Source organism: Cribrihabitans neustonicus, assembly GCF_048820895.1.
Lineage (GTDB): Bacteria > Pseudomonadota > Alphaproteobacteria > Rhodobacterales > Rhodobacteraceae > Cribrihabitans_A > Cribrihabitans_A neustonicus.
Genome location: NZ_JBMERQ010000001.1, coordinates 392,645 through 414,396, shown reverse-complemented (window position 1 = coordinate 414,396; position 21,752 = coordinate 392,645). Strand labels below are relative to the sequence as shown.

Sequence of the window (21,752 nt, the reverse complement as noted above, 5' to 3'; positions counted from 1 at the left end):
CGGCAGGCCGGCCCGGATTCAGCTGCCCCAGATCCGCCGCACATAGGTCTGGGTTTCCTTGTAGGGCGGCACGCCGCTGTAGCGCCGCACTGCCTCTGGTCCCGCGTTATAGGCTGCAAGCGCCAGCCGCCAGGAACCAAAGGCGCGGAACTGGCGCGCAAGATAGCGCGCGCCGCCCTCCAGATTCTGCTGCGGCACCGCCGGATCCACTCCCAGCGCCCGCGCCGTGCCCGGCATCAGCTGCGCCAGCCCCAGCGCCCCCTTGTGCGATTTCGCCCGCGGGTTCCAGTTGCTCTCCTGCTGCACAAGCCGCAGGAACAGCTCTTCCGGCACCCCATGCTTGCGGGCCGCCTTGCGCGCCATTTCCAGAAAGCGCCCGCGGTAAGAGCCGCTGTAGGCCAGTCTCCCGCCTGCTTCCGGCACCCGGGCCGCTGGCGGCTGCAGGCGCACCGAGTTCCGGTATTGCGAGGCCGCGCGCGTATCCAGAAGCTTGGTATGGGCGGCAAACAGCGCCCTCCGGTTCTTGCTGCCGAACATATCCGCCAGCACCGGCTGGTCCGGCACACAGGCGGCCATCACACATGCCGCAATCAGCTTGCGCATCATCACTGTCCCGTCTGTCCCACTTCCCCCACTATAAGGCGGTTCGATAAAATTGGAAGAACTCCGCCCTGCCCCGCCAGCCGCCTGCCGACCGCCGGGCCGCCCCGCCGGGCAAAGCTGTCCACAGAAGCCTGCTTCCCTCACCGGACCGGGGCCTATACTGTGGCCGGAACGCGGCGCGCCGGATTCGCGCCCGCCTCTTCTGCCCCTCCGGCCCGACCGGGCTCTCGGGGTTTCCCGGGCCTCTGCGGAGGCGCATGCAAGAACACGACGAAGACAGATACAAAAGGACGGAACCCATGGCCGGCTCAGTCAACAAAGTCATCCTCATCGGCAACCTGGGCCGCGACCCCGAGGTGCGGACTTTCCAGAACGGCGGCAAGGTGTGCAACCTGCGCATCGCCACCTCAGAAACCTGGAAAGACCGCAACACGGGCGAGCGCAAGGAACGCACCGAATGGCACTCGGTCGCGATCTTCAATGAGGGCCTGGTGCGGGTCGCCGAGCAATACCTGCGCAAGGGCTCCAAGGTCTATATCGAAGGCCAGCTGCAGACCCGCAAATGGCAGGACCAGAGCGGCCAGGACCGCTACTCGACCGAAGTCGTGCTGCAGGGCTTCGGCTCCACCCTCACCATGCTGGACGGCCGCGGTGAAGGCGGTGGCGGTGGCGGCTACGGCGGCGGCCAGGGCGGCGATTACGGCGGTGGCAGCCAGGGCGGCGGCTATGGCGGCGGTTACGACAGCGGCCCGCAGGGCGGCGGCTACGGCGGCGGCGGCGGTGGCGGTGGCGGTGGTGCCTCGCACAACATCGACGACGACGAAATCCCGTTCTGATACGCGCCGCCGCGGCGCCAGACAGCCCCCGCCCCCAGGCGGGGGTTTTTCGTAATGGTTTCCTCAGCCAGCAGCGGGCCGCGGCAGAGAAATCTGCCGCACTCCGGGCGGCCAGCAGCAAACCGTGCTTCCCGGCGCGGCGAAGCGATCCTCTAGCGGCGTGCCTGGCATATTAAACCCGCCGGATCCATTCTCCCGCTCGGGGGAACGCGTCGCCTTGCCAAACGGCCGCACCGTTCGGGGCCTGCTCCCGGTACGGTCTTCGCTCGCCTCCCGCGCCGGACATGAAAGCAAGCTTCCCGACACGGTTTGGGTGCACTCTCCTTTTCTCTTACCGTCAGATACAAACACGCCTCCGCGGGCAGGCCGGATGTTCCGGGGGCCATAGGACAATGTTAACGCATCCGCCTTATGGTGGTCGCAGTCTATTATTTATTTCGTGTCAGGGTATCCAGGATGAGACTGCGCTTCCTCAAGCATCTTCCAATTAGTATTAAAATCGCGCTTCTGATGGCCGGGCCGATGGCCCTCAGCCTCTGGTTCATGGGGCAGCGGCTCCTTGACCTTTACCAGCGCGCCCAGGTCAACACCGAACTCGCGGGCGAATTGATGGAGGACATGGGCAGCCTGGTCCACACATTGCAGGCCGAACGCGGGATGAGCGCGGCTTTCCTCGCGGGTGAAAGCCCCCGCCTGCCGGACGCGCTGGTGGAACTGCGCGAAACCAACGACAAGGCGATGAAGACCTATCTGGACACGCTGTCCCGGGTCGATGCGGACGCCTTGCCGCCAGAGGCCGTGCAGGCGCTGCAATTCGCGCGCTCTGAACTTTCCCGCAAGGCAGAAGTGCGGGCGCAGATCGCCGCCCGCCAGCTGCCGGTCAGCGGCGCAGTCGGCTATTATACCGCGCTCAACACCGCGCTGATCCAGACCGGCCTCTCCGTCACCGGGCTGGTCGAGGAGCCCGCGATTGCCGGCAAGGCTGTAGCCTTGTCGCTCTACCTCCGCGCCAAGGATGCGGCCGGTATCGTGCGCGCCCTCGGGGCGGTCGGTTTCACCAACGGCTGGCAGCCCGCGGACCTGCAGCGCTTTGCCGCGATCAAGGCCCGCTACACCGAACGGCTGGAACGTTTTGTGGATTTCGCGGGGACGGAAGACCGCAAGACTCTGGCGGCGCTGCAGAAGGACCCGGCGGTGGAAAAGGCCGCCGCGCTTAGCACCGCGGTGCTCTCCGGCCAGGATGTCTCCGGCACCACCGCAAAAGGCTGGTTTGCCGATGCCACCGCCATGCTGGGCGCGCTGCGCGAGGGCGAAAGGACCCTGGTTTCCCGCCTGCGCGGCGAGATGGCGGCTTATGACGCCGCCAACCAGGCCGCCTTCACCGAGATGCTGGTGCTGCTGGGCAGCCTGCTGGCCGCGGTCACGCTGCTCTGCCTGATGGTCGCCCGTGACATGACCAAGGGACTCGCGGTCCTGAACGGCGCGCTGCGCCAGCTGGGGAGCGGCGAAACCGACGTGGAGGTCCCGGGCGCCGACCGCCGCGACGAGATCGGCACCGTGGCGCGCAATGTGGTGGACCTGCGCACCGTCTCGCAGCAGCGCCAGAAGGAAGAGGCCGAGATCGAAGCCAAGCGCCGCGAGGAAATTCTGGACGTCGCGCGCCGGATCGGCAGCGCCCTGATGGACCTGCAGAACAAGCGCCTCAACAATCCGATCGTCGAATGGTTCCCGGTAGAGTTCAAATCCATCCGCATGGACTTCAACCAGTCGCTGGATGCGCTGAGCGGGGCGATCTCCTCCATCGGCGAGCTGTCGAGCGGCGTCGATGAAAGCACCGTCTCGATCGCCGAAGCCTCGATGGATCTGGCGCACCGCACGGAGGCGCAGTCGGCCACACTGGAGAAAACCACCTACGCAATGCGCGAGCTGACCGGCAGCGTGCAGCAGTCGGCCGCAAACGCCGACCGCGCCGAGCGGCTGGCCGGCAGTGCCCGTGACGGCGTGCGCTCCTGCGACGAAGTGGTGCAGAACACCATCAGTGCCATGGACAAGCTGCAGGAGTCCTCGCAGGAGATCTCCCAGATCACCAAGGTCATCCAGGACATCGCCTTCCAGACCAACCTGCTGGCGCTGAACGCAGGGGTGGAGGCCGCCCGCGCGGGCGAAGCCGGCCGCGGATTTGCGGTGGTGGCCAGCGAGGTGCGGATGCTGGCGCAGCGCTGCGCCGATGCGGTGCAGCAGATCGACCAGCTCACCGCACGCAGTTCGGAGCAGGTGAAGGATGGCGCGAATCTGGTGGATCAGGCGGGCCAGGCCATGGCCGCAGTCAACGAGCAGGTGAGCGAGATTTCCGACCTGGTGATCGAGATTGCGGGCAACATCAAGGTGCAGTCGGCGCAGATGAGCGACATCAACGCCGCCGTCGGCGAGCTGGAGGTGGTGACCCAGCAGAACGCCGCCATGGCCGAGGAAACCACCGCGGCCACAACCTCGCTGTCGGAGCAGGCGCAGGAGCTGCGCGAGCTGGTGGCGCAGTTCACCATCGGCGAGGCCACGCTCACGGCCGCCGCCGCACCCGCCCTTGCTGCTCCCGCAGCTGGCCGCCCGGCGGAGAATACCGGCCAGGGCAACCGCGCCGCCTGAAGACGCGCCCCCTGCGCAGGTGCCTGCAACGCAAAAAAGAGCGGCCGGAACGGCCGCTCTTTCATTTATTCGCCGGGCTCCGGGCCATGCGCGGCCGTGCTGCTGTCAGACCATCCTGCCGGCCGGCGGCATCAGGCACCGGCGCCGCGCAGCACCGAGAGCACTGCTGCACCCGGTACGTCCGCGGTCACGAAGGCCTGGCCGATGCCGCGCGCGAGAACAAAGCGCAGCTGGCCGGCAACCACCTTCTTGTCCTGGCCCATCAGCTCCAGCAGCGCCTCCGCCCCCGGCAGTTCGCCCGGAATATCCGACAGATCCGCCTTCATTCCCATTGCCTTCAGATGGGAGCGGACCCGGCTGGGCTCTTCCTGGGAACACATCCCCAGCCGCGCCGACAGCTCGAACGCCAGCGCGCAGCCGATTGCCACCCCCTCGCCATGCAAAAGCCGGTCCGAATAGCCGGTCGCCGCCTCCAGCGCGTGGCAGAAGGTATGGCCGAGGTTCAACAGCGCACGATCGCCCTGCTCGGTCTCGTCACGCACCACGATACCGGCCTTCATCCGCACCGAATGCGCCACCGCCTCGACCCGCGCCGCCATGTCGCCGCGCGCCAATTGAGGCCCATGCTCTTCCAGCCAGGCAAAGAACTCAGCATCGCCCAGGAGGCCGTATTTCACCACCTCGCCATAGCCTGCGAGGAAATCGCGCTCCGGCAGCGTCTCCAGCACGCGGGTGTCGGCCAGCACCAGCGAGGGCTGGTGGAAGGCGCCAATCAGGTTCTTGCCCTGCGGCGCGTTAATACCGGTCTTGCCGCCGACCGAGCTGTCGACCTGGGCGAGCAGCGAAGTCGGGATCTGCACAAAGCGCACGCCGCGGCGCAGCACAGCGGCGGCAAAACCTGCGAGATCGCCAATCACCCCGCCGCCAAGCGCCACCACCACGTCATTGCGCTCGACCTTCTGCTCCAGCAGCCATTCGACCGCACGGCTGAACTGCGCCCAGCCCTTGGTCGCCTCCCCCGGCGGCAGCGCCAGCGCCACCATCTCGATGCCCTCGGCCGCAAGCCCGGCGCGCAGGCCATCCAGGTGCGCCGCCGCCACCGTCTCATCGGTCAGCACCGCCACCCGCGGCCGGCTCAGGAGCGGCGCGATGTGCGCACCCGCCTCCGCCAGCAGCCCGGGGCCCACCAGCACGTCATAGGCGCGCGCGCCCAGATCCACATGTATCCGCTGTTCCATCACTGCCACTCCAGAACGTCGGGCCGCGCCGTCAGCGCCTCCAGCACCCGGTCGACCATTGTTTCAATCGAGGCCTGCCCGTCCGAGACCACCGCCAGATCCGCCTTTGCATATAGCGGCACCCGGGCGCGGTACAGCGCCTCCAGCGTCGCCTTCGGATCCGCGGTGCGCAGCAGGGGCCGTGTATCGCGGTGGCGCACCCGGTTCCACAGCACCTCCAGATCGGCCTTCAGCCAGACCGACACGCCCGCCGCCCGCACGATCTCACGGTTTTCCTCAGCGAGAAAGGCGCCGCCGCCCGTTGACAGCACCCCGCGCTCCTCTGCCAGCAGGCGCGCGATTACCTGGCGCTCCTTCTGGCGGAAAAACGCCTCGCCGTCGCGGGCAAAGATCTCGGGAATCGACATGTTGGCGGCGTTCTCGATTTCGTGGTCGCTGTCCAGGAACGGCACGCCCAGCCGCGCCGCCAGTGCCCGGCCCACCGCGGTCTTGCCCGCGCCCATCATTCCCACCATCACGATGGTCTTCTTCAACGCCCCAGGTTTCAGGGCCGCGGCCGTCCTGAGGCCGCCGTGCTCATTTTCGCTCATTCTTCAGTGAATGACGTGATCTTGCCGAAAAGGGAATATATAAGTTGGTCAAAAGAGCAGGAAGCAGGCAGCGGATTCCCCATGGGTCGTTTGATCAAATACCTTGTCTACATTGTGGTGCTGGCAGGCATCGGGCTGGTTGGCTATGCCTATGTCGGGCCCTGGTTCGGGGCTGATTTCGGTGCCCCCACCAGCGAGGTGCGCAAGCCGGTGGTGCTGAATGCGGATTAAGGCCGCTCTGGCCTGCGCCATGATGGCAGGCCAGGCCCTCGCCCAGGCACCAGCGGAAGAGCCGCTTTCGGCAATCGGCTGGCTGAAGGAGAAGCCGCAGCGTTCCGCCTTGCCCGGCACCGTGCTGCTGGAGCCGCCGGTCACGGGTTCTGCCGCCACGCCGCCGGTGACGGTGACACCGCTGGAAAACCTGCCCGCGCCCATCGGCCTGGTGCCGCCCTCGGCGACCGGGTTGCCGGTCGGCCTGTGGCGCGGCAGCGCGCCGAATGAAGTGGCGCAGCTGATCGAAACCGTGCCGGTGCGCCGCAGCCCGGCGATGCAGGCGCTCTTGTTCACGCTCCTGCTGTCGGAAACCCGCGCCCCCGCGGAGGGCGGGGACCGCATCCTGCTAGCGCGGATCAACCGGCTGATCGCCCTGGGGGCAACCGACCCGGCGCAGGCGCTGCTGGAACATGCCGGCGCTGCCGCCAGCCGCGAGAGGTTCGCGCGCTGGTTCGACACCACACTGCTGACCGGCAGCGAGGAGCGTTCCTGCAAGGCGCTTGCCGATGCGCCGCATCTGGCGCCGGGCTACCCGGCCCGGATCTTCTGTGCCATGCGCGGCGGCGACTGGTCCACCGCGGCGCTGCTGCTTGAGACAGCCGCCACGCTGGAGGTGCTGCCGCAAGCCCAGCTCGAGCTGCTCGACCGTTTCCTGAACCCTGACTTCTATGAGCAGGCACCGCCGCTCGCGCCGCCCGCGGCGCCGGACCCGTTGACGTTCCGGCTCTACGAATCGATCGGCGAGCCGCTGCCCACCGCCCCGCTGCCGCCCGCTTTTGCCGCCGCCGATCTGCGCGATCTTGCAGGCTGGAAGGCGCAGCTCGAAGCTGCCGAACGCCTGACACGAAACGGCGCGCTGCCGCCGAACCAGCTGCTGGGCCTGTTCAGCACCCGCAAGCCCGCAGCCTCGGGCGGCGTCTGGGACCGGGTCTCTGCCCTTCAGACCTTCGAGGCCGCGCTGGAGCGCAAGGACCGCGAGGCGCTGGACCGCGCCCTGCCCCGCGCCTGGGAAGCAATGCAGGCGGCGGGGCTGGAAACCGCCTTTGCCGAGCTTTTTGCCGACCGCCTGGCCCGGGCCGGGCTGGAGGGCCCGTCCGCGGCGCTGGCCTGGCGTATTCGCCTCCTGTCACCCAGCTACGAGCTTGCCGCCCACGGCGTGCCGGACGATGGCGCCGAATCCCGCTTCCTCGCCGCCCTCGCCCGCGGCCGGCCGGGCGATGCCACCGCGCCCTCCGCCCTTGCGGGTGCCATCGCAGAAGGTTTCCAACCGGGCACGCCGGTGCCTTACAGCCTGCAAAAGCTGCTCGACAACGGCCAGCTGGGCGAGGCGATCCTGCGCAGCATGGTGCAATTTGCCCACGGCGCCGATGGCAACCTCGACGAACTCAGCACCGCGCTTGCCGCCTTCCGTGCGGTCGGGCTGGAAGACACCGCCCGCCGCGCCGCCCTGCAGCTGATGCTTCTGGAGCGGCGCTGAGATGACTGCCCCGCGCGACGATCTGCAATGGATTTCCACTTTCCTTGAAGCCCAAGCGGCCGAGGCCGGCGCCTCGCAGAACACGCTCCTCGCTTATGGCCGCGATCTCAAGGACCTCGCCGCCTGGCTCGCGCACAGAACCCTCTCGTTCGGCACCGCCGCGCAGGCCGATCTGGAGGCGTATCTGATCCACTGCGATGCGCAAGGACTGGCCCGCGCCACCCGCGCCCGGCGGCTGTCTGCGGCGAAACAGATCTACCGTTTCGCCTTTGAGGAGGGCTGGCGGACCGGCAACCCCGCGGTGCAGATCCGCGGCCCGGGGCGCGAGAAGAAACTGCCCGCGACGCTGGAGGTGGTGGAAGTCGACCGCCTGCTCGACGCCGCCCGCAGCGCCGGGCGCAACGATACCGCGCGGCTGCGCAACACCTGCCTGATGGAGCTGCTCTACGCCACCGGCATGCGGGTGAGCGAGCTGGTCTCCCTGCCCGTCGCCGCGGCGCGGGGCGATCCGCGCATGCTCTTGATCCTCGGCAAGGGCAGCAAGGAGCGCATGGTGCCGCTCTCGCCCCCTGCCCGCGAGGCGCTGGCCGCCTGGCTCGCCCGGCGCGACCGTGACGAGGAACTGGCCGTGGCCAAAGGCCATCCGCCCTCGCGCTACCTGTTCCCATCGCGCGGCAAATCCGGCCACCTGACCCGGCACCGCTTCTACCTCTTGATCAAAGAGCTTGCGGCGAGCGGCGGCGTCTCCCCGGACAAGGTGACCCCGCACACGCTGCGCCACGCCTTTGCCACCCATCTGCTCGCCAATGGCGCTGACCTGCGCGCGATCCAGGCGCTTTTGGGCCACGCGGACATTGCCACGACCGAGATCTACACCCATGTGCTGGATGCGCGGTTGCAGGAACTGGTGCTCGAGCATCATCCGCTGGCGCAGGATCAGGCCTGACGCTTGAAGCAGCGCGGGCCAGGCCCCATAACTGTGTACACAACCTCAACAATCCGGAACCCTCATGGACCCCGCAACTTCCGTTTTCGACAGTGCCTTCTGGATCACCGCCGGCTCGATCGTGTTCCTGCTGGTCTGCTCCGGCTTCTTCTCCGGGTCCGAAACTGCACTGACCGCCGCCTCCCGGGGCAAGCTGCGCAGCCAGGCCGACAAGGGCTCGGCAGGGGCCAGGCGCGCGCTCGTGATCACTGAAGACAACGAACGGCTGATCGGCTCGGTCCTTCTGGGCAACAACCTGGTCAACATCCTCGCCGCCTCGCTTGCGACCTCTCTCTTCACCCGTGCTTTCGGTGAAAGCGGCGTGGCGCTGGCTACGCTGGTGATGACGCTCCTGGTGCTGGTCTTTGCTGAAGTGCTGCCCAAGACCTACGCCATCTCCAACGCCGAAAAGGCCGCCTCCGCGGTCTCCCGGCCGATCGGCATCCTGATCACGGTGCTGGCCCCGGTGGTGGGCGCGGTGCGCCTTTTCGTGCGCGGCGTGCTGCGCGTCTTCGGCGTGCGCATCGACCCCGACAGCCACATCATGGCGGTGCGTGAGGAAATCGCCGGCGCCCTGCACCTCGGCCATTCCGAAGGCGTAGTCGAAAAGGAGGACCGCGACCGCATCCTGGGCGCGCTCGACCTCTCCGACCGCTTCGTCGAGGAGATCATGTTGCACCGCTCCAATATCGAAATGATCGACGCCAGCGCCGACCCGGAAGCGATCCTGGAGCAGTGTCTGACCTCGCCGCACACCCGTCTGCCAGTGTTCCGCGACGAGCCCGAGAACATCATCGGCGTGATCCACGCCAAGGACCTTCTGCGGCAGATGTACGCCCAGATCGGCGGCGCCGATGGCGATGCCAGCCAGATCAAGGACTTCGAGATCACCCAGGTCGCCAAACCGCCTTACTTCGTGCCCGAGACCACCACGCTCGATGAGCAGATGCGCCAGTTCCTGCGGATGCGCTCGCATTTTGCGCTGGTGGTCGATGAATACGGCGCGCTGCAGGGGCTGATAACGCTTGAGGACATCCTCGAAGAGATCGTCGGCGAGATCACCGACGAATTCGACCCGGACGAAGAGCACGTGGTGAAGAAAACCCAGGACGGCGCCTTTCTGGTCGAGGGCGCAACCACCATCCGCGACCTCAACCGCGCCACCGAGTGGAACCTGCCCGACAACGAGGCCAACACTATCGCCGGCCTGGTCATCCACGAGGCGCAGATGATCCCCACCGCGGGCCAGGTGTTTTCCTTCCACGGCTTCCGTTTCGAGGTCACCTCGCGCGAGGGCAACCGGATTACCGGGCTGAAGATCCGGCCTCTGTCGTGACGGCAGCACAGGCGGCAGCGTGATAGGGGCATGATGCGGCATCACGAGGGCATGAAACCGGCATGATTAAAGCGGCGCAGCAGGCGCGGGACTGGTTCGACGCCATCGTGCTGGACCTCATCCGCCAGCTGCGCTGGTCCTTCCTGCCGCCGCTGCTGGTCTATTTCGCCTTTGGCGCCCAGGGCATCACCTCGGTTGCGGCGGCCTTCTACGTGAAGGAGGAGCTGGCCCTTTCCGCCGCCTTCCTCGCGGGGCTGGCCTTCTGGGCCGGGCTGCCCTGGGCGTTGAAGATGCCCATCGGCCATCTGGTAGATCTGATCTGGCGCTGGAAATACCTGCTAATCCTCTTGGGTGCGGCGTTGCTCGCGGCAAGCTACGGTATCCTCGCCGCGATGGTTCTCGCACCGGAGACGATGCAGGCGGCGATGCCGCTTGGGGCCTGGTACGTCGCCTCCGTCCTGCTTGCGCCTTGCGGCTTCGTGCTGCAGGACGCGGTAGCCGATGCCATGTCGGTGGAAGCGGTGCCCCATACCGACAGCCAGGGCCGCCCCCTGCCCGAGGCGGAGACCAAATCTCTGCACACCACCATGCAGACCTTGGGCCGCATCGCGGTCATCGGCGGCTCCAGCATCGCAGCCGCTCTGAACGTGGCCCTGTTCGAAGGTGCTGAATCCCTGCCGCAGCCCGAAAAGTCAGCGCTTTACGGGCTGATCTTCACCCTCGCTCTGCTGATCCCGGTAATCTCCCTTTCCGGCGTCGGACTGGCTCTTGTGCAAAAACGGCTGAAGGCCGCCAGCCTCCGCCGCGCGGGTTTCACCGGAGACGAGATCCGCACCCGGTTCGAGCCCCCGCGCGAACCGGTGAAGCCCAACTCCTGGTACTTCATTGGCGGCGGCGCCTTTGTCGCGCTTTCGCTTGCCGCCGGGCTCGCCGATCTGCCCTTCTCGCAGGAAACCGTCTTTGCCGGCTCCATGGCCATCGTGCTCTTCATGATGCGCCAGCTCATCGCCGTACTGCCCGCCGCCCAGGCCCGCGCCCTGATCGGCACCGCCATCATCATCTTTGTCTACCGCGCCACCCCGCTGCGCGGCCCCGGCGCCACCTGGTTCGAAATTGACGTCCTAGGCTTTGACCAGCAGTTCCTCTCTGTCCTCTCGCTCATCACCGCGCTGCTCACGCTTGCAGGCATGCTGGCGCTGCGCCCGATGATGGCCAACCGCCCCATTGTCTGGCTCATCGCCTTCCTCGCCATCACCGAGGCCGCGCTGAACCTGCCCAACATCGCGCTCTACTACGGGCTGCACCACTGGACCGCCGCGCTCACCGGCGGCGTGGTGGACGCGCGTTTCATCGCGCTGGTGGACACGGCGGTCGAGTCGCCTCTGGGCCAGATCGCGATGATCCCGATGCTGGCATGGATCGCCCGCAATGCGCCCATGGGGCTCAAGGCAACGTTCTTCGCCGTGATGGCCTCCTTCACCAACCTTGCGCTTTCCGCATCGAGCCTTGGCACCAAGTATCTCAACCAGATCTTCGTGGTCACCCGCGAGGTCACCGATGCCGCCGGCACCATCACCACCCCCGCCGATTACAGCCAGCTTGGGCTTCTCCTGGTCACCGTCGCCGTCCTCACCCTCGCGGCGCCTCTGACGGCGATCTTCGTGATCCAGCACAGCCGCTTCCGCACCACGGACTGACCCTCCCAGAAACGGAAACGACACCCTGCGCCGCTTTTGTGCTGGACTACTGTTCACTTCTGTCCAGAATGCAGGGCAGCACCAAACCAGGGAGAGGCGCCATGAAAACCACCACCCGCGTGGCAGTGATCGGCGGCGGCGTTGTCGGCTGCTCCGTTCTCTACCATCTGACCAAGCTCGGCTGGTCCGACGTCATGCTGATCGAACGCTCCGAGCTCACCTCCGGCTCCACCTGGCACGCGGCAGGCGGCTTCCATACGCTCAACGGCGACACCAACATGGCCGCCCTGCAGGGCTACACCATCAAGCTGTACAAGGAACTCGAAGCTCTCACCGGCATGTCCTGCGGCCTGCACCACGTCGGCGGCGTCACCCTCGCCGACACCCAGGAGCGCTTTGACATGCTGAAGGCGGAGCGCGCCAAGCACCGCTTCATGGGACTTGAAACAGAGATCGTAAGCCCCGGGGAAATCGCCAACATCGCCCCCGTCACCAATACCGAAGGCATTGTCGGCGGGCTCTACGACCCGCTCGACGGCCACCTCGACCCCTCCGGCACCACCCACGCCTACGCCAAGGCCGCACGCATGGGCGGCGCCACCATCGAGACCCACTGCAAAGTCATCGAGACCAACCAGCGCCCCGATGGCACCTGGGACGTGGTAACGGAAAAGGGCACCATCCACGCCGAACATGTGGTCAATGCCGGCGGTCTCTGGGCGCGCGAGGTCGGCGCCATGGCAGGCGTCTACTTCCCGCTGCACCCGATGGAGCACCAGTATATCGTCACCGACGAGGTGCCGCTGATCCAGCAGATGATGGCCGACGGCAAGGAACACCCCCATGTGATGGACCCGGCCGGCGAAAGCTATCTGAGGCAGGAGGGCCGCGGACTCTGCATCGGCTTCTACGAACAGCCCTGCAAACCCTGGGCGGTGGACGGCACGCCTTGGAATTTTGGCCACGAGCTGCTGCCAGACGACTTCGACAAGATCGAGGACTCCATCGCCTTTGCTTACAAGCGCTTCCCGGCGCTTGAAGCCGCGGGCGTCAAATCGGTGATCCACGGCCCCTTCACCTTCGCCCCCGACGGCAACCCGCTGGTCGGCCCGGTGCCCGGCATGCGCAATTACTGGTCCGCCTGCGCGGTGATGGCGGGCTTCAGCCAGGGCGGCGGCGTCGGCCTGATGCTGGCCCAATGGATGGTCGAGGGCGAATGCGAGCGCGACACTTTCGCGATGGACTGCGCCCGCTTCGGCGACTGGATCACTCCCGGCTATACCCGCCCCAAAGTCGTGGAAAACTATCAGAAACGCTTCTCCATCGCCTACCCGAACGAGGAGCTGCCCGCCGCCCGCCCGTTCCGCACCACACCGATGTATGACATCTTCGACAAGATGGGCGCGGTCTGGGGCGCGCAATACGGGCTGGAAGTGCCGAACTACTTCGCCGAAGCCGGCGAACCCCGGTTTGAGACCCCCTCCTTCCGCCGCTCCAACGCCTTTGCCGCCACCGCGCGCGAGGTGAAGGCGGTGCGCGAATCCGTCGGCATCAACGAGACCCACAACTTCGGCAAATACCGCGTCACCGGCTCCGGCGCCCGCGCCTGGCTCGACCGCATCATGGCCGGCCGTGTGCCGCAGCCGGGCCGCCTGTCGCTCACCCCGATGCTCTCCCCCAAAGGCCGGCTGATCGGCGACTTCACCATCTCCTGCCTCAGCGAGGATGAATTCCAGCTCACCGCTTCTTACGGCAGCCAAGCCTACCACATGCGCTGGTTCCAGCAGAACGGGACGGAGGGCGTCCGGGTCGAAAACATCTCCGACACCCGTACCGGCTTCCAGATCGCAGGCCCCCGCGCCAGGGAGGTCCTGCAATCCTGCACGCGGCAAGACATCTCGGACATGCGCTTCATGGACGTGCGCCGCCTCACCGTCGGCATGGCCGATTGCATCGTGCAGCGGGTGAGCTACACCGGCGACCTCGGCTTCGAGATCTTCTGCGATCTCCCCAGCCAGCGCGCGCTCTGGAACACGCTTTGGGAGGCCGGCCAGCCGCACGGCATGAAACCCTTCGGCATGCGCGCGATGATGTCGCTCCGGCTCGACAAGTTCTTCGGCTCCTGGCTGCGGGAATTCTCGCCGGACTATACTGCGGCCGAAACCGGCCTCGACCGGTTCATCGCCTGGGGGAAGGATGCCGATTTCATCGGCCGCGCCGCCGCCGAGGCCGAACGCAAGGCAGGCCCCGCCCGCAAGCTCTGCGCCTTCGCTGTGGAGGCCGGCGACGCCGATGTGACCGCCTACGAGCCGATCTGGCTCGGCGGCGCGGTGGCGGGTTTCTGCACTTCCGGCGGCTACTCGCACCACGCGCAGCAATCCGTCGCTCTCGGTTTCGTGCCGGCGGAAAACGCCCGCGACGGGCTGGAAGTGGAGATCGAGATCCTCGGCAAGATGCACAAGGCCCGCCTCATCACCACGCCGCTGTTCGACGCCGACGGCGCCCGCATGCGCGGCTGAAAACCCCTTGGACAGGTCAGCGCGCCTGACCTGTCTCTCTGCCGTTGCCGCGGCGCCGCGCGGTTTCAGCGCGGGAAGCCCGCAACGGATGCGGCAGCCTGCCTGCCCCGATGTTTCGCGCGCGAAACAACAGGTCAGAAGTTTTGACCTGCCGCGAGCCTCTGGACCCCGCCCTTCCTCTTGCTAAAAATATCCCCGCCGGAGGCTCCCGCCTCCTCCCCTCGAACAGGCATTTCGTCATGACCAGGACCGCCATCCTCCTCCTCGCCGCCGGCGCCTCCTCCAGGATGCGCGGTGCGGACAAACTGATGGAAGATGTAGACGGCCAGCCCCTGATCACCCGGATGTGCCGCCGCGCCGCGCTGACCGGGTTGCCGGTCTTCGTCACCTTGCCCGGCCTCTCCCACCCGCGCGCCGCAGCGATCCGCGGTGCCACGCCGGTTGCCGTTCCGGACGCGGCCGAAGGCATGGCCGCCTCGATCCGCCGCGGCGTCACGGCGCTGCCGGGTGAAACCGATGCGGTCATGATCCTGCCCGCCGACATGCCGGAGATCACCACGCAGGACATGATGCAGCTTGCCGCCCGGCAGGGCGGGCCGCAGAGCCCAATTCTGCGCGCCTCTGCGCAGGACGGCACGCCGGGCCATCCCGTGCTATTTCCGCGCCGCTGCTTTGCCGCGTTGCAGGCGCTCGAGGGTGATCAGGGCGGCCGCTCCATTCTCGCTGGAGAGGAGGTCTTGAAGATCCCCCTCCCCGGCAACCGCGCGCTCACCGATCTCGACACGCCAGAGGCCTGGGCCAAGTGGCGGGAGAGCCGGGCAGCTCCCTGACTTCAAGGCACAAACCGGAAAATGATCCGGAAAATGATACTGTGACCAGCGCTGCTCTCCCGGTTGCATGCACGAAAAAAGGCGGGGCATGCTTGGCCCCGCCCTCCGGTGTCTGCTGCGGTCCGCGCCGCCTCCTCCCGCGCGGTGCGGACCCGGGCAGTCAATGCACCAGCAGCTGCGCCTCATGTTTCTTCAGCGCCCGCCGCGCCGCGGCATAGTCCGCGCGGCCCTGTTCCGATTTCAGTTCCGGGAACAGTTCGAACACCTCGTTGCGCTGCGCGCTGTCCAGCCCGCGCAGGGTCTGGTCGCCGGGCTGGAAGCTCTCGGTCCAGGCGCTGTCCGAGAGCACGACCTCGTGCTGATCGAACATGAAGTGAATGTAAGTGACCGTCTCCAGGCTCTCCACCTGCTCCACCCCCGGCAAGCCGGTCAAGTGCTTCGCGGCGACCAAAACTTCGCGGTCCTCGAAATACAGCGCGGTCTTGTCATTGGCGATCAGCACCCGGTGGTTGGGGCTTACCAGCATGTCGCGTTCCGGCAGCCCGTTGCCGAGCGCGCCACGGCGGATGCGCACCGGCAGCAGATGCGGAGCACCGGCGAGCTCCGCCGCATTCAGCGTGCGCGCGCCGATCCAGCGGATTGCCTGGATACCATTGTCCCGCGTGATCACCCGGTCGCCTGCCTGCAGGCCCTGCACCGGACGCTCGCCCTCCGGCGTGGCGATCAGTGTGCCGGGGGTGAAACAGGGCACGATGCGCTCGATCTCGCGGAACTGCATCGAACCGGTGACTGCGCCATCGTCGCCGAGGAAGTTGATGGTGCCGGAAAAACTGTTGCCATCGGCATCCAGCGTGCGGTCTGCGATCTCGAAACGCGTTCCCTGGAGGTCGAGCGTGTCGAAATCATCACCGCCCGAGCCGCCATCCACAATATCGCCCGCGTTGCCGCCCAGGAACACATCGCGCCCGTCGCCGCCCGACAGGCTGTCGCTGCCGTGGCCGCCGGTGATCACATCATCGCCGGCGCCGCCCTCGATGGAATCGGAGCCGTCGCCGCCCATGAGCGAATCGTCGCCCTCCTGGCCCAGGATCACGTCGTCTCCATCGCCGCCTTCGATGGTGTCGTTGCCGGGCATCACCGGGCCGGCCGGGTCCAGCGCGTCGTAGTAGATGTCGGTCACATGGATGCCGGAGTTGCCGCTGCCGGGTTGTCCATGTTCGATCACGATGGCGGAAACCGGCCCCGGGATCGTCACCAGGAGGGAGTAGTTGGGGTTATCGTCATCGGCGTAGCTGCCATCCGAAACGCCGGTGTCATCCCCCGGAACCCCGTCGGTATCCCGCGTGCTGACGGCTGGGCCGCCGGAGAGATTCACGGTGATCGGCTGGCCCGCGCTGTCGAGCGCAGTAACCCGCACTGCACCGCCGCCGTCGATGTCGTTGATCCGGAAGGAGACATTTTCCACCGGATCGGAGAACTCGAGCTGGTGCGTGGCGCGGTTGTCCTGCCCGTTGGTAACCGAGGCAAGTCCCGAGCGGCTGTCGGCCGCGCCGCCGCCGGTGTCGATGTTGCCGGTATACTGCAAGGTGTCGGAGAACCGGTTCACCACGCCGGTGCTGGCGCCGGTCTGGCTGTATGTGACGGTGACATTGCCGGTGTCCTGGCTGAAACCGCCACTTAGATCGTCACCATCGTCGACCTGCCCGCCGTCATCCGGATCGGGCGCGAGATCCCACTGGAACACCTCGCGGCTGCTGCTGCCTGCACCAGGCGCGTCGCTGTCGCCTTCGAGCACGTCATTGCCCGCGCCGCCCTGAATCACGTCGGATCCGGAGCCGCCGTGCACGGTATCGCTGCCCGCGCCGGCAATCACGGTGTCGTCCCCGCCGCCTGCGTGAACCAGATCGTCGTCCGGCCCTGCCGCGGGGTCGATGGCATCGCCGTTGTCGATGCGGTCGCCGTCCGGATCGCCGGTGTAGGCGGTGTCAATCACGTCATCGCCAGCGGTGCCTTCGACGATGCCGTCGAGCCCTTCCTTGGTGACATCGCCATCCAGCACCGCAACATAGTCGACCGCGCCCTGGAAGGTCTGCGCGCCATTGCCGGCCGCCCCGATCACGAAGCTGCTTTCATCCGCGCCGGTCACGTCCAGCGTCATGCCGGAGACATCCTCGCCCGCGCTGGTGCTCGTGCCCTGCGTCAGGTTTTCGGCCTGCATAGTGACGCCGCCGTCAGTCCAGCCGTAGGTGACCTTGAGCAGATCGCCGCCGGTGTAGAAGCCGGGGCCGGTGCTGAGCAGCACGGCTTGGCCGCCGCTGGCATGGGAGATCTCCACCGCGCCGTCGCTGGTGATGCGGATTTCCAGGTGCGAGGCGTCACTGCCGCCCGTGGAGGCAAGCCCGCGGCTGAGCAGGGTCTGGACACCCGAGTCCGGCAGGGCGGCGGGCTGGAAGGAGGTGATGATGCTGCCTTGGTCGAGGTCAAAGGGCGCGTCCTGGCTGCCGCCGACGACAAAACCGCTCCGGTTGCCGCCGTTGACCAGCCAGCCGCCGCCAAAGCCGGCGTGGCCCGCGGCCGCGCCATCCTGCGCGATGCCGTCGTCCAGCCCGGTATCGCGGGTCTCGTAGCCTTCGCGGAAATCCCAAAGGCCGACCAGATTTGCCGAATACGGATTGTCGAAATTAGTTGCCATTACCTGTTCCCTTTCCCCCGGCATGCCGCCCGGCCCTCAAGCCCGGCGGCGCACCACACCCCCAATCAAATTCCGTGCCGCGGATCCGGCTGCACGCGCCCCCAGCGCTGACGGAAATACTCCGGGGAGCCCGGTGGCAGCTGCCGGCCCGCCGCATCCCTGCAAGCATCGCGCTGAGCGGACGCACGCGCAGCGGCCCCCGGGACATCGGCAGGAGGCACCCCCAATGGGCCTCCAATCCTTACCGGAGCGAATTTCCGGCACAAAGCTAAAAAACCATCTAAAAACCCTCTTGCCACGGGACTTAGGCTCCGGAAGCGCCGCTGCTCCGGAGGCGGACAGCAGCGATTGTTTCCCTATCTTGCGGCGATTTTGCGGCAGGAGTGGTAACAGCCGGTAAAGAGCCGCTATCGGCCGCAAGCCGCATGCCGGAATGTTTCCATTGGGGCAACAAATCCCGTGGCAGCTGCAAACGCCGGTATTTTTGATTGACCCGCACAAATTTACTGGCGGTTTACGCCAAAACCCGGGGCCAATCGCTTGAAAACGCGGATTTTGTTTCCGGCTCCCCGGGCAGCGCGGAGCGGCCGGCGAATCACCCCGGGCCCGACCGGCAAAGCGCCCTTGATTTGCCGCGGGCGATTCAGCCACAACGGGCATGCATGCTCATGATGTCGAGGGAATTATGGCGGAGAGACAGGGATTCGAACCCTGGAGACGGTTTCCCGCCTACACACTTTCCAGGCGTGCGCCTTCGACCACTCGGCCACCTCTCCGTTGAGGGGGCTTTTGACGGATCGGCGGGGGAATTGCAAGAGCCCGAACGGCAAAAAATGCGCCGCCCCCGCAAAGTTTTTTTCAGGTCTCCAGATGCAGATAGACGCGGCGGTTGTGCTGGCCCTTCTTCTCGATCTTGCCGATCCGGATGCGGCCGATTTCGCCGGTCTTCTTGACGTGGGTGCCGCCGCAGGGCTGCAGGTCCACCTGCTCGTCCCCGGTGCCGATCCGCACCAGCCGCACCCGGCCGGCGCCGCGCGGCGGGGCAACGGACATGGTCTTCACCAGCTGCGGGTTGTCGTCGAGCTCTTCCTCGGTGATCCACTTCTGGGTGACTTCCAGGTCGCGGTCGATGAGGGTCTGAAGATGCTCCTGCAGGCCTTCCTTGTCGGCAGGCGCTTCTTCCATGTCGAAGTCGAGGCGGCCCTTGGTTTCGCCAATCGAGCCGCCGGTGACCCCGAAGGGCAGCACCACCGACAGAAGATGCAGCGCGGTGTGCACGCGCATGTGGCCGTAGCGGCGCTCCCAATCCAGGATCTGGCAAACCTGCGCGCCCTCGGGCGGCAGGGTTTCGCCCTCCGCCGGGAACAGCACCGCGTGGCCGTCCTTGTCCTTCACCGTGGTGGCAATGGCGCAGGCGCCGCCCTCCCATTCGAGCCGCCCGCTGTCGCCGGGCTGGCCGCCGCCTTTCGGGTAGAAGAGGGTTTCCTCCAGCACCACCCCGCCCTGCCCGGTGATCTCCGCGACGCAGGTCTCCGCCGAGCGGTCATAGGTGCCGCTGAGATAGAGGGGCTCACTTTTCGCCATCGGCGTCTCCTTCCGTGCTGTCGCTCTGCAGGTCACTCACATCCGGCTTGGGCGGCGGGCCGGAAGCCGGCTCCCGGCCCGGACGGGGCGTTTCTTCCGCGCTGGCGCCGCCGCCGAAAGAGCGGCTGCCCTGCGGCGGCTGATACAGGGTTTCGGGGTTGCGCAGCCAGATGTCGCGCTGTGCGAAGGGGATCTCGATCCCGGCCTCATCCAAGCGTTTGGCGATCTCGTAATTCATGTCGGATTTCACCGAGAGCACCCAGTTCACGTCCCGCAGGATGGCGCGGATCTCGAAGTTGAGCGAATCCGCCCCGAAACCCTGGAACACAACGGTCGGCGCCGGGTTCATCAGCACCATCGGGTGGCCCTTGGCGACCTCGCCCAGGATCTTTTCAACCTTGCGCGGGTCGGTGCCATAGGCCACGCCCACCGGCACGATCACCCGGCCCACGGTGTTGCCGCGGGTGTAGTTGGTGACGGTGCCGGAGATCAGGTCGGAGTTCGGCACGATCACGTCGGTGCGGTCGAAGGTTTCGATCCGGGTCGAGCGCACCGAGATGTCGCGCACATAACCCATCAGCCCGCCCACCTCGATCCAGTCGCCCTTGGAAATCGGGCGTTCGATCAAAAGGATAATGCCGGAGACGAAGTTCGACACAATCGTCTGCAGGCCGAAGCCGATGCCAACCGAAAGCGCACCGGCGACGATGGCAAGCGAGGAGAGGTCGAGCCCGGCCATGGAGATCGCCACCACCGCGGCGAGGAAGATGCCGACATAGCCAAGGCCCGCGGCAATCGCGTTCTGCCCGCCGGGGTCGATCTTGGTCTTGGGCAGCAGCGAGCTGCGCAACGAGCTTTGCAGCAGCCGGGTCAGTGCATAACCGGTGGCGAAGACCACGGCAAAGGTGAGGAAGGCGGTGGGCGAGATGCGGGTCTCGCCGAACTGGAAGCCTTCGAGGAACTGCGACCACAATTCGGTCAGGTCCGCGACCCGCGCGCCCCAGATCAGCGCCAGCGGCGGCAGCGCGAGGAGCGCGAGCACAAAGCCGATCAGCACCGAAAACAGCGAATCCTGCGCCGCCTGCCCCTTGCCCGAGAGCCAGCCGTAGATGTCGCCGAAGAAGCGGTGCAGCACCAGGAGCGTGGCCAGCAGCGCCAGCGTCAATACCGCCGGGTAGATCAGCGCTTCGGCCGCGTTCACGTAGCCTGCCGCGGCCAGCACCGGCGAGAGGAAGCCCAGAAAGTAGATCGCGCGGCGCACCAGCGAGAACAGGTGGCCTGCACCGGTGGCGATGGCGCCGTCGTCGCCGTCATCCTCTTCGCCTTCCTGCTGCTTGCGCCGCTTTGCGCCGATCCGGTGCAGCCGCAGAAGCACCAGCGCCGCGGCCAGGATCAGCGGGAAGCTGAGCACGGCATGGGCAGGCTCGGCGACGTTTTCCAGCTCGGCCATCTTGGAGAGCGCATCCTGCAGCACCAGTACAATGGCGAGCACGTCGACCATCAGCTGGGTGATGTTGCGCCGCCCCTCCTGCACCGGGATCAGGTCGTTGTCGATCCTGCTGGTAAAGAGCTGGTTTCCGAGCCAGTGAAAGGACAGGATCAGGAAGGCCCAGCCCGGCACGAAGTCCAGGAGGAACGAGCCGCGCGCACCAGTGAGACCTGCGAGGTTCACCGCGCCGACGGCAAAGATGATGCCCAAGAGCGGCAGGCCGACCTGCAAGAGCGAGACGATGAAGCCCCAGACACCGCGGCCGCTGCTGCCGAACTGGCGCAGGTAGTCGCCCGCGGAATGCGCCCAGGGGCGGCCGCGGAAGATAAGGAGCGCGGCCATCACCAGCAGGAAGATGATCGCCGGCAGGTTCTTGCGGGCCTTCTCGCGCGTGGTGTCGCTGGTGGCCTGGGTCAGGGTCTCATTCCAGAGGCCCTGGGCCGCGCGGGCCAGCGTGCGGAAGGCGGTACCCCAGTTCTCCGGATTGAGCGGAGAGGGCCCGCGCTCCAGCAGCCTTTCGGTGCGGCGCTCGCGGATGATCTTGTCGATCTCGCCGATCAGCCCGTCGGCACGGTTGTAGGCAACCTGGGACACCGTGCGCGGCACCTTCAGGTGGTCGAGCTGGGTGTTCAGCGCCGCACGCAGGGCCGCAATATCCTCCGGCTCGCTGTCTCCTTCCCCGGGCGGATCGCCAAGGGCGTCGAGCTGGGCCTGAACGGTCTGGATGCGGTCCGCATTCTCCGCGCGGGCATTGAGGAACGTCTGGCGGAAATCGGTGAGTTCCGTGCGCAGCTGCTCCATCGCGGCATTGGAGGCGCGGCGGGCGTCGATCACTTCCTCGGCACGTTCTGCGGTGCGGATCCAGCGCTCGAAATAGGCGCGGTCTTGCGAATTCAGCTGGGCAAATGCGGGCAAAACGAGACTGGCCATCACGGCCAGCCCCAAAATCAGGCTCCGGAG

The 21,752-nt window shown here is 66.8% G+C and carries 15 protein-coding genes and 1 tRNA gene; 9 read left to right on the top strand and 7 right to left on the bottom strand.

Annotated features, from left to right (window positions below; all coding sequences use genetic code 11):
* Positions 1-18: 18 nt before the first annotated feature.
* Positions 19-603 (bottom strand): lytic transglycosylase domain-containing protein, encoded by a 585-nt coding sequence (locus ACOHWE_RS01980; protein WP_420663711.1) that lies wholly within the window; start codon positions 601-603, stop codon positions 19-21.
* 299 nt (positions 604-902) lie between these two features.
* Between ACOHWE_RS01980 and ACOHWE_RS01975 the strand changes: the two genes are divergently transcribed.
* The gene (locus ACOHWE_RS01975) at positions 903-1,439 is read left to right on the top strand and encodes a single-stranded DNA-binding protein (RefSeq protein WP_420663710.1); all 537 of its coding nucleotides are present in this window, start codon (positions 903-905) and stop codon (positions 1,437-1,439) included.
* A gap of 456 nt (positions 1,440-1,895) precedes the next feature.
* Positions 1,896-4,082 carry a methyl-accepting chemotaxis protein gene (locus ACOHWE_RS01970; protein ID WP_420663709.1) on the top strand — a complete coding sequence of 729 codons (2,187 nt, stop codon included), beginning with the start codon at positions 1,896-1,898 and terminating at the stop codon, positions 4,080-4,082.
* Between the two features lie 131 nt (positions 4,083-4,213).
* On the opposite strand, the gene aroB is transcribed toward ACOHWE_RS01970, so the two are convergent.
* Together aroB and ACOHWE_RS01960 are read right to left on the bottom strand one after the other, a co-directional pair.
* On the bottom strand, positions 4,214-5,320 hold the full coding sequence (gene aroB, locus ACOHWE_RS01965; RefSeq protein ID WP_420663708.1) for a 3-dehydroquinate synthase: 1,107 nt from the start codon (positions 5,318-5,320) through the stop codon (positions 4,214-4,216).
* Entirely contained in the window at positions 5,320-5,910 is a 591-nt protein-coding gene (locus ACOHWE_RS01960; RefSeq protein WP_420663707.1) for a shikimate kinase, read from the bottom strand. The genes aroB and ACOHWE_RS01960 overlap by 1 nt, the downstream gene beginning before the upstream one ends.
* An 81-nt stretch (positions 5,911-5,991) precedes the next feature.
* Here ACOHWE_RS01960 and ACOHWE_RS01955 point away from each other — a divergent pair, with 81 nt between their 5' ends.
* The 7 genes from ACOHWE_RS01955 (at position 5,992) to ACOHWE_RS01925 (ending at position 15,027) form a co-directional block, all read left to right on the top strand.
* Positions 5,992-6,141 carry a hypothetical protein gene (locus tag ACOHWE_RS01955; RefSeq protein ID WP_420663706.1) on the top strand — a complete coding sequence of 50 codons (150 nt, stop codon included), beginning with the start codon at positions 5,992-5,994 and terminating at the stop codon, positions 6,139-6,141.
* Positions 6,131-7,660: a hypothetical protein gene (locus tag ACOHWE_RS01950; protein ID WP_420663704.1), complete on the top strand. Its 1,530-nt coding sequence runs from the start codon at positions 6,131-6,133 to the stop codon at positions 7,658-7,660. The genes ACOHWE_RS01955 and ACOHWE_RS01950 overlap by 11 nt, the downstream gene beginning before the upstream one ends.
* Position 7,661: 1 nt before the next feature.
* Positions 7,662-8,606: a tyrosine recombinase gene (locus tag ACOHWE_RS01945; RefSeq protein ID WP_420663703.1), complete on the top strand. Its 945-nt coding sequence runs from the start codon at positions 7,662-7,664 to the stop codon at positions 8,604-8,606.
* 64 nt (positions 8,607-8,670) lie between these two features.
* The gene (locus tag ACOHWE_RS01940) at positions 8,671-9,981 is read left to right on the top strand and encodes an HlyC/CorC family transporter (protein WP_420663701.1); all 1,311 of its coding nucleotides are present in this window, start codon (positions 8,671-8,673) and stop codon (positions 9,979-9,981) included.
* Positions 9,982-10,043: 62 nt separating this feature from the next.
* Positions 10,044-11,678, top strand: coding sequence for an MFS transporter (locus ACOHWE_RS01935; RefSeq protein ID WP_420663699.1), 1,635 nt, complete (start codon positions 10,044-10,046; stop codon positions 11,676-11,678).
* Positions 11,679-11,779: 101 nt separating this feature from the next.
* Positions 11,780-14,197, top strand: coding sequence for a GcvT family protein (locus tag ACOHWE_RS01930; protein ID WP_420663697.1), 2,418 nt, complete (start codon positions 11,780-11,782; stop codon positions 14,195-14,197).
* A 239-nt stretch (positions 14,198-14,436) separates the two neighbouring features.
* Positions 14,437-15,027 (top strand): nucleotidyltransferase family protein, encoded by a 591-nt coding sequence (locus ACOHWE_RS01925; RefSeq protein WP_420663696.1) that lies wholly within the window; start codon positions 14,437-14,439, stop codon positions 15,025-15,027.
* 160 nt (positions 15,028-15,187) lie between these two features.
* Here the strand turns inward: ACOHWE_RS01925 and ACOHWE_RS01920 are convergent, their stop codons facing one another.
* The 4 genes from ACOHWE_RS01920 to ACOHWE_RS01905 form a co-directional block, all read right to left on the bottom strand.
* Positions 15,188-17,719, bottom strand: a complete 2,532-nt coding sequence (locus tag ACOHWE_RS01920; RefSeq protein ID WP_420663694.1) for a Hint domain-containing protein — start codon at positions 17,717-17,719, stop codon at positions 15,188-15,190.
* A 686-nt stretch (positions 17,720-18,405) separates the two neighbouring features.
* Positions 18,406-18,495, bottom strand: a tRNA-Ser gene (locus ACOHWE_RS01915).
* A gap of 82 nt (positions 18,496-18,577) precedes the next feature.
* Entirely contained in the window at positions 18,578-19,303 is a 726-nt protein-coding gene (locus ACOHWE_RS01910) for an alanyl-tRNA editing protein (RefSeq protein ID WP_420663692.1), read from the bottom strand.
* Positions 19,290-21,722: a DUF3772 domain-containing protein gene (locus ACOHWE_RS01905; protein ID WP_420663690.1), complete on the bottom strand. Its 2,433-nt coding sequence runs from the start codon at positions 21,720-21,722 to the stop codon at positions 19,290-19,292. The genes ACOHWE_RS01910 and ACOHWE_RS01905 overlap by 14 nt, the downstream gene beginning before the upstream one ends.
* Between the last annotated feature and the right edge of the window lie 30 nt (positions 21,723-21,752).